Origin of the sequence: Limosilactobacillus vaginalis DSM 5837 = ATCC 49540, from assembly GCF_000159435.1 — a bacterium.
In the GTDB taxonomy this organism is placed as follows: Bacteria; Bacillota; Bacilli; order Lactobacillales; family Lactobacillaceae; genus Limosilactobacillus; species Limosilactobacillus vaginalis.
The window spans coordinates 1-241 of the sequence record NZ_GG693483.1 but is presented as its reverse complement, the minus strand read 5'-3'; the positions used below and the strand labels follow the sequence as shown (position 1 = coordinate 241).

The following is a 241-nucleotide window of genomic DNA, read 5'->3' as shown; positions in this document are numbered from 1 at the left end:
CTGCCGTCGCACCCAGTTCTTTTGCAACCGGGAAGCGGACCGCCACATCTTCTTGCAGACCAACGACGACGATATTTACCGCCCCCATAATTCGCGCCATTTGTACGGAGAACAGCCCGAGTGGGCCAGTGCCGATGACGACCACATCCTGACCAGGAAGGAATTTCGATTGCTGCGCGATGGATTTGTAGGCATTACAGATAGGGTCAAGTACGGCTGCGTCCTCATAATCAACACCATC

1 pseudogene is annotated in these 241 nt (G+C 54.4%); it reads right to left on the bottom strand.

Annotated elements, in window-relative coordinates:
- Nucleotides 1-241: pseudogene (locus HMPREF0549_RS09095) on the bottom strand (hypothetical protein); the annotation flags it as partial.